Genomic DNA, 7,017 nt, shown 5'->3' on the forward strand with positions numbered 1-7,017 from the left:
ATCGCGCCCAAACGTGGCATGCATCATGCCAATGCGTTGTGATCGGCGACCTGCGCCTCAATCCATTCGTAGGTCTTCGCCAGCCCCTCGCGCAGGGGCCTTGAGGGGCGCCAGCCGAGCTGTTGCTCGATTAACCGGTTGTCCGAATTGCGACCGCGGACGCCGAGCGGTCCAGGAATGTGATTCTTCTCGATCGTCTTGCCGGCAATATCAGCAACGATATCGACCAGCTGATTGATCGTCACCATCTCTTCCGAACCGATATTGACAGGTCCCTCGAAATCCGACCGCGTCAGGCGCGTTGTCCCCTCGAGACACTCGTCTATGTAGAGGAATGAGCGGGTCTGCTGCCCGTCGCCCCAGATGTCGATCGCATCGCCGCTTCGCGCTTCGGCCACCTTGCGGCATACCGCGGCAGGCGCTTTTTCCTTGCCGCCCTGCCAAGTACCTTGGGGGCCGAAAATGTTGTGGAAGCGGGCGACCCTGTTGCCCATCGCATAATTGCGGTTATAGGCGAGGAACAGTCGTTCGGAAAATAGCTTTTCCCAGCCGTATTCACTGTCGGGGGCCGCCGGATAGGCGCTGGATTCGATACAATTGGGGTTGTCAGGGTTCTCCTGATTGTAGGCCGGATAAATGCAGGCGGACGACGAATAGAAGATGCGCCCGCACGACACTTGCTGCGCCTGACTCACAACGTTGAGGTTGATAATCGCCGAATTGTGCATGATGTGCGCATCGTTTTCGCCGGTGAAGATATAACCCGCACCACCCATGTCGGCGGCAAGCTGATAGATTTCATCAAAGCGCCGGTCGATCACGTTTCGGCAGACATCCTGTTCGCGCAGGTCACCGAGGATGAATTCGTCCGCCGCGCTCTCACCGAATTCGGGGCGCTTTACATCGACACCGCGGACCCAGAACCCTTCGTTCTTGAGGCGACGGACCAGATGCCCACCGATGAAGCCGCCCGCTCCGCACACCAATGCAGTCTTCGTCATCGACCCGTAGTTCCCTGGATTTTATAAAAAATTGTTTCGAATGCCGCGACGATCCTGTCGATCGGAAACGTCGCCTCGGCATAAGCCCGCGCATTGTCGCCCATTGTCCGGCGCAGCGCTGAATCCGTCCGCAACGTCCGCAACGCGGCGACGAACCCGTCCTCGTCGTCGGGTTCGCACACCAGGCCGGCATTGTGGTTGGTAATAATCCGCGCTGCCAGATTGTGCGCCGGAATCGCTGCCACGATCGGCCGACCGACCGACAGATAGGTCAGCACCTTGGATGGGACCGAAAATACGCCAGCATCTTTTTCTAGGATGACGGTCAGAATGTCGGCCGATGCCAGTGCGGCGGGAAGATCGCGGAACGGCAGCCAGCCGCGCACCTTCAGATTGCCATGCGTCGCGGATTTTACGGCAAGGCTCGCTGCGGCCTGCCCTTCAGAAAACACAAGCACGTCCGCATCGGTGTCACGCGCAGCGGCTGCGAGCAGATTGGGGTTGTGCTTAAAGCCCAGTGTTCCCGAATAGACTATGCGAAACGCTGCTTCATCTAGATTGGCGTGGGTCCATGCGTTGTCGCGCGGCAGTTGCGGGATGTCCGCGATCGGTGCCCAATTTTCGATCACCGAGATACGGGCCGGATCGCGCCGCGCAGCCGCGGGCAGCGCGCCGATAAAATCCTTGGATATGACGATGATATGATCCGCCGCGGATAGCAGCTTAGCTTCCATCCGCTGGAAATACTGCCCAATGACTCGCCCGACGATGCCCAGCTTGTCCTGCAGGATACGCCGGATCGCCTCGCCATACAGGTCCTGCACCCAGAAGATGAAGCCGGCATTCGCTGTACGCGCCGCCTTGTGTATCGCCTGCTGCACATCGAGCGGGGCGTTACCCGACAGGACGATATCGGGTCGGAAGGACACAATCTGCTCGGCCATCCTTTTGCCGAGTTCCATCTCCTGCAGCCGCCGGCGCAGAAAGGAATCCTTGGCGAAAGGTGCCCGCGTCGTCACCGTGACGATCGACAATGTCGCGGGATCGTTCAGATCGCGCTCCAGCTTGCCCTTGGGGGTCTGAAAGCTCGCCGCACTCAGATGAAGAACATCGTACCCGCGCGCGGACAAAGCACGCGCTAGCTCGACGGGGAAAGCATGCCCCGAATAATCACTAACAATAATCCGCATGACATCTGTTCCGACGCAATCTTCGATGCCGCAAAGCCGAAAGGCACCGGACCGAGACTGTCATACCCTCCGCAAGCGTATTCGATTAACCGAGGCTCAGCCGTTGCCACAAAGCCCGGAGCCGATCCACCATTTTGTCGTCGGGGGTTTCCGATCCGGACAGTTCGCCCGCCCGCCAAGCGGACTTGCAACCGGACGCAGCGGCGGGCATGGCGAGATCCGAAGGCGAATGGGATATCCGAATGAGCGCGAAACGACAGTATAATCTACGCAAGCGTGTTCTGGTGACCGGCGGTGCGGGCTTTTTGGGGTCCCATCTGTGCGAGCGCCTGCTGGAGCGCGATTGTGAAGTCCTGTGCGTCGACAACTTCTTTACTGGATCGCGTGCGAACATCGAACATCTGCGCGAAAACCCGAATTTTGAGCTAATGCGCCACGACGTGACCTTTCCGCTCTTCGTAGAAGTCGACGCCATCTATAATCTGGCCTGCCCCGCCTCGCCGATCCATTATCAGCACGACCCCGTGCAGACGACCAAGACGTCGGTGATCGGGGCGATCAATATGCTTGGCCTCGCCAAGCGGCTGCGCTGCCCGATCTTCCAGGCGTCAACAAGCGAAGTGTATGGCGACCCGACGGTCCATCCGCAGACCGAGGACTATTGGGGCAACGTCAACCCGATCGGCAACCGGTCGTGCTATGACGAGGGCAAGCGCTGCGCCGAAACACTGTTCTTCGATTACCATCGTCAGCACGATCTCCGCATCAAGGTGGCGCGGATTTTCAACACCTATGGTCCGCGCATGCATCCGGCCGATGGCCGCGTCGTCTCCAACTTCATCGTCCAGGCGTTGCGCGGCGAGCCGATCACGATCTACGGATCGGGCCAGCAGACACGCTCATTCTGCTATGTCGACGACTTAATCGAGGGGTTCCTGCGGCTGATGGATGCCGATGGCGTCACCGGACCGATCAATTTGGGCAATCCGGTCGAATTCACGATGATCGAGCTGGCGAACCTGGTGCGCGAGGTGCTTGGCTCGGGCGTGGCTTTCGAATTCCATCCCCTACCCCAAGACGATCCTCGGCAGCGCCAGCCCAATATCACACAGGCGCGCACGCTGCTCGACTGGGAACCGCGCGTCGCACTGCGTGATGGAATCAAAAAGACGATCGCCTATTTTGATGCGTTGCTGGCGTCGGGCGATCGCACAACCAATGTCACCGCCTGACCGGCATTTCCGCACCAGAGGATTTCACAAAAGGCATCGAAACATATATGTCCCCGACCAAAAAGATCGCGTCTTTTATCGCTCGCCATGCTCCGACCGCGCACGATCTTGCCAACATATTGGTCCGGGGCCGCTTCGAGCTTATGCCGCCTCGCGTCACCTATGCCTTGGGCGAACTGCATGGCAGGATCCGCAGTACTTTCGACTTTGACAACGGGCATTATTTTGAGGTCGGAGCAAACAACGGTTTAACGCAATCCAATACTGCCTATTTGGAGTTTTATAGAAATTGGCGCGGCATCTTGGTCGAGGCGGTGCCACACAAGTTTGTCGAATGCGTCAGAAACCGGCCCGATGCCGAAGTATTCCATGCCGGCTTGGTGGACTTCGGCTATAGCCGCGAGAGCTTGGAAATCATTTATTCCGATCTGATGTCGATGACGGCGTCGAGCGAAAAAGATCAGGCGACCCAGTTGGAAGCCGCCGCAAAACATCTCAAAGAGCCGGGGATGCTAGGCCAGCGATTCCTGACGCCCGCCCGGACCGTCATGTCTATCGTCGACGAACTGTCCTATCCCGTCGTCGATCTGTTCTCGCTTGATGTTGAGGGCGCTGAAGCAAGCGTGCTGGGCGGGATCGATTTTTCCCGGTGGAGACCGAAATCCTTCCTTATCGAAAGCGACGATCCAGCGGCCATGCATGCGCTGATGGCCGGCTATGGCTACGATCTGTCCGAACAGTTCTCGTTCCATGATTTCCTTTATCGGACGAAGGGTTGACGTAAAGGACCGGAACGATGCCATCGGTTCCCGACCTGTGTCCGCATCAGGGAACACTAGCAAAGGTCGATGCGCCATGACCGTCATTCATCGCCGCGGGATACTGAGCCGGGGCGTTCTGAGCCTCGCCATGGCGGCCGGGTCCGCGACCTCCACGCAGGCACGACCGGCGCTGTTAAACGACAGGCGTATTTCGCTTGCCGACTTCGGCTTCGTCGGCGACTGGAACGAGCATAGCCGACGCGGCACCGACGATACCTTGGCGTGGCGCCGCGCGATCGCCGCGGCCGACGAACGCAAGGTGGGTACAATCCTCATACCTTGGGGCGGGACCGGCTCATCCTATGTTGCTAGCTCGATCGTTGACGGGCCGTTGCCGTCGGGACTCGTGTTCGAAGCGGAAAAGCCGGTCGATCCTGCCGGCGGATCAGGCGGGTTCGTCGTCTATGGCGGTGCCGATACGTGCTGGAACATCGATCATCGCGGGCGTGGCGGAAGCGAGGGGCGGTGGACGTTCCGGGGCTTGGGGTTCCGCACGCTTGATCCCCGCGCAACGATGTTCGATTTCAACCGCACGACTAAACACGGCACCGTGCGCGATACCGATCCCCAGAAATACAGTTCGCTTGAGAACGTCCGTTTCGAAGGCTGCTTCTTTCAGGGCGCCGGCGGTGGCACGAAGCAAACCGGCGATGCGATTCGCGGCGCCAAGTTGTTCCAGTTGATCATCGATGAAACGACGTTCATCCGCGACTTCCGACGCGGGGTATGGCTCTACGGCTGCGACAATTGCACGATTGCGGTGCGCAGCTTCCTATGCGCGCGATCGGTGATGGTTGAGGCGTCGGGCACGTTCGGCAACGACAACCGAATCAACAGCCGCTTCCTTGGCGGATCACCGGCGGCATCCAGCGAGGACGTGTATTTCGTCTGGGACAATTGCAACTCGACCGCAATCCACGAACCCTATCTCGAGGAACTCGACCACGCGCGGGCGACCGCGCTTATGTATCTCGACGGCTATGAAACGCTGGTGCTCCGGCCCCATATGGCCGGGCGTCCGGCCTTTCGTTTGGGACCGAACGGACGTGACGTGGTGATGATCGCGCCGTCGATCACGCGGTACGAGGTCGCCCACCACCCGGTCATTGATTCCCCCGCCAGTTGGGATTTTGGGTTCGAACAAAGCGATCATCGCATGACGGTGATCGCCGCATCCAAGAATGCGCAGCAGACCTTCGGAACTCACCCGCGCCTTTTGTGGGTGGGTGCAGTGCCGGCCGGGGGAAACGACAGATTGCCGTTTCGCGTCCCCACCGAGGCGCCTGGATTGGCGACCCCGGCGGGCTATGGGCCTGCACTGCGCCATCTGTCGGCGCTGCACTGGTGGGCACGGTCGGCGGGAACCGTGGCGTCCGGCGGCATCGCCGACATGGTTTCCGACGTCGGCGCCAGCGGCGGCTGGGCAATCCATCTGTCGGCAGCGACCAAACAGGGCGGCATGTCCGCGCAACTGGTGGTCGGTCGCGACATCTTTCCGCGCGAGCACCTGCGCGTTCGCATCCGGTTCCGCTGCGCAGACACCACCGGATGGTTCTCCATCCTCGCGCGTGGCACACGCGGGTTCTGGAAATCGATACCGGTCGGACCGGCAAATGGTGAGGGCTATCGCACGATCGAACACGTCGTAGATCTTGCCGGCTGGCAGGCCGGCGAGATCGTCGAACATACAATCTATCAGGGCGACGCACCGCGTGCCGACATGTGGATCGACTTCATCCATTACAGCCGGGAAGCACCGGCGTCCTGATCGCACACAATCCGATACCTTCGTGATGGTCTGGCAATACGATACCACTTTGCTCTAGGGGCATCGCCTGCGATGCGCGTGGTAGCGCACGGTACTAAGGGCATACGGTTTCATGCGCATCACGATGATCGGTTCGGGCTATGTAGGCCTGGTGTCGGGCGCCTGCTTTGCGGATTTCGGGCATGACGTGACGTGCGTAGACAAGGACGAGGGCAAAATTAGCGCACTCAAGGCGGGGCGGATGCCGATCTTCGAACCCGGTCTCGATGCACTGGTCGCGAGCAACGTCACGGCGGGGCGGCTGACCTTTACCACCGACCTCACCGCCTCGGTGGCAGGCGCCGACGCGATCTTCATCGCGGTCGGCACGCCATCGCGGCGCGGCGACGGCCATGCCGACCTCAGCTACGTCTTTGCCGCGACCGAGGAGATTGCTGCGGCGGTCACCGGGCCGACGGTAGTGGTCACCAAATCGACCGTGCCGGTCGGAACCGGCGACAGGGTCGAGGCGATCTTGCGCGAGAAGCGCCCGGACGTGCAGGTACAGGTCGTCTCCAATCCCGAATTCCTGCGCGAGGGCGCGGCGATCGGCGACTTTAAGCGGCCCGACCGGATTGTGATCGGCACCGACGATGAGGATGCGCGGCGCGTCATGCGCGGCGTGTACCGCCCGCTCTACCTCAACGAGTCGCCGATCCTGTTCACTGGCCGACGAACCAGCGAACTCATCAAATATGCCGCCAATGCGTTCCTCGCGACCAAGATCACCTTCATCAACGAGATCGCAGACCTATGCGAGTCGGTAGGTGCAGATGTACAGGACGTAAGCCGCGGCATCGGCCTCGACAATCGCATCGGTAAAAAGTTCCTCCACGCCGGCCCCGGCTATGGCGGGTCGTGCTTCCCCAAGGACACGCTGGCGCTGCTGAAGACCGCCGAGGATTTCGAAAGCCCGGTCCATATCGTCGAGGCGGTGGTCAAGGTGAACGACAGCCGCAAGCGCGC

The 7,017-nt window shown here is 60.3% G+C and carries 6 protein-coding genes; 4 read left to right on the top strand and 2 right to left on the bottom strand.

What is annotated here, in order from left to right; translation table 11 throughout:
• Positions 1 to 23 precede the first annotated feature (23 nt).
• Together AC1RTO_RS18865 and AC1RTO_RS18870 are read right to left on the bottom strand one after the other, a co-directional pair.
• Positions 24 to 1,001 carry an NAD-dependent epimerase/dehydratase family protein gene (locus tag AC1RTO_RS18865; RefSeq protein WP_493162378.1) on the bottom strand — a complete coding sequence of 326 codons (978 nt, stop codon included), beginning with the start codon at positions 999 to 1,001 and terminating at the stop codon, positions 24 to 26.
• Positions 998 to 2,191 (bottom strand): glycosyltransferase family 4 protein, encoded by a 1,194-nt coding sequence (locus AC1RTO_RS18870; RefSeq protein ID WP_493162379.1) that lies wholly within the window; start codon positions 2,189 to 2,191, stop codon positions 998 to 1,000. Before AC1RTO_RS18870 ends, AC1RTO_RS18865 begins: the two co-directional genes overlap by 4 nt.
• Before the next feature lie 242 nt (positions 2,192 to 2,433).
• On the opposite strand from AC1RTO_RS18870, the gene AC1RTO_RS18875 reads away from it, so the two are divergent.
• From AC1RTO_RS18875 to AC1RTO_RS18890, 4 genes are all read left to right on the top strand, one after another.
• Entirely contained in the window at positions 2,434 to 3,423 is a 990-nt protein-coding gene (locus tag AC1RTO_RS18875; protein WP_493162380.1) for a UDP-glucuronic acid decarboxylase family protein, read from the top strand.
• Positions 3,424 to 3,470: 47 nt separating this feature from the next.
• Positions 3,471 to 4,202: an FkbM family methyltransferase gene (locus AC1RTO_RS18880; protein ID WP_493162382.1), complete on the top strand. Its 732-nt coding sequence runs from the start codon at positions 3,471 to 3,473 to the stop codon at positions 4,200 to 4,202.
• Between the two features lie 76 nt (positions 4,203 to 4,278).
• Complete coding sequence (locus AC1RTO_RS18885) at positions 4,279 to 6,012, top strand: hypothetical protein (RefSeq protein WP_493162383.1); 1,734 nt, start codon at positions 4,279 to 4,281, stop codon at positions 6,010 to 6,012.
• Between the two features lie 112 nt (positions 6,013 to 6,124).
• Positions 6,125 to 7,017 (top strand): UDP-glucose dehydrogenase family protein (locus AC1RTO_RS18890; protein ID WP_493162384.1); only part of this gene is annotated, 893 nt, incomplete at its 3' end.

Source organism: Sphingomonas sp. GW821-FHT10F09, assembly GCF_058809195.1.

Excerpts from the sequence above, each read along its gene's own strand:
- AC1RTO_RS18865 (WP_493162378.1), bottom strand. The coding sequence starts at position 1,001 with ATGACGAAGACTGCATTGGTGTGCGGAGCGGGCGGCTTCATCGGTGGG.
- AC1RTO_RS18870 (WP_493162379.1), bottom strand. The coding sequence starts at position 2,191 with ATGCGGATTATTGTTAGTGATTATTCGGGGCATGCTTTCCCCGTCGAG.
- AC1RTO_RS18875 (WP_493162380.1), top strand. The coding sequence starts at position 2,434 with ATGAGCGCGAAACGACAGTATAATCTACGCAAGCGTGTTCTGGTGACC.
- AC1RTO_RS18880 (WP_493162382.1), top strand. The coding sequence starts at position 3,471 with ATGTCCCCGACCAAAAAGATCGCGTCTTTTATCGCTCGCCATGCTCCG.
- AC1RTO_RS18885 (WP_493162383.1), top strand. The coding sequence starts at position 4,279 with ATGACCGTCATTCATCGCCGCGGGATACTGAGCCGGGGCGTTCTGAGC.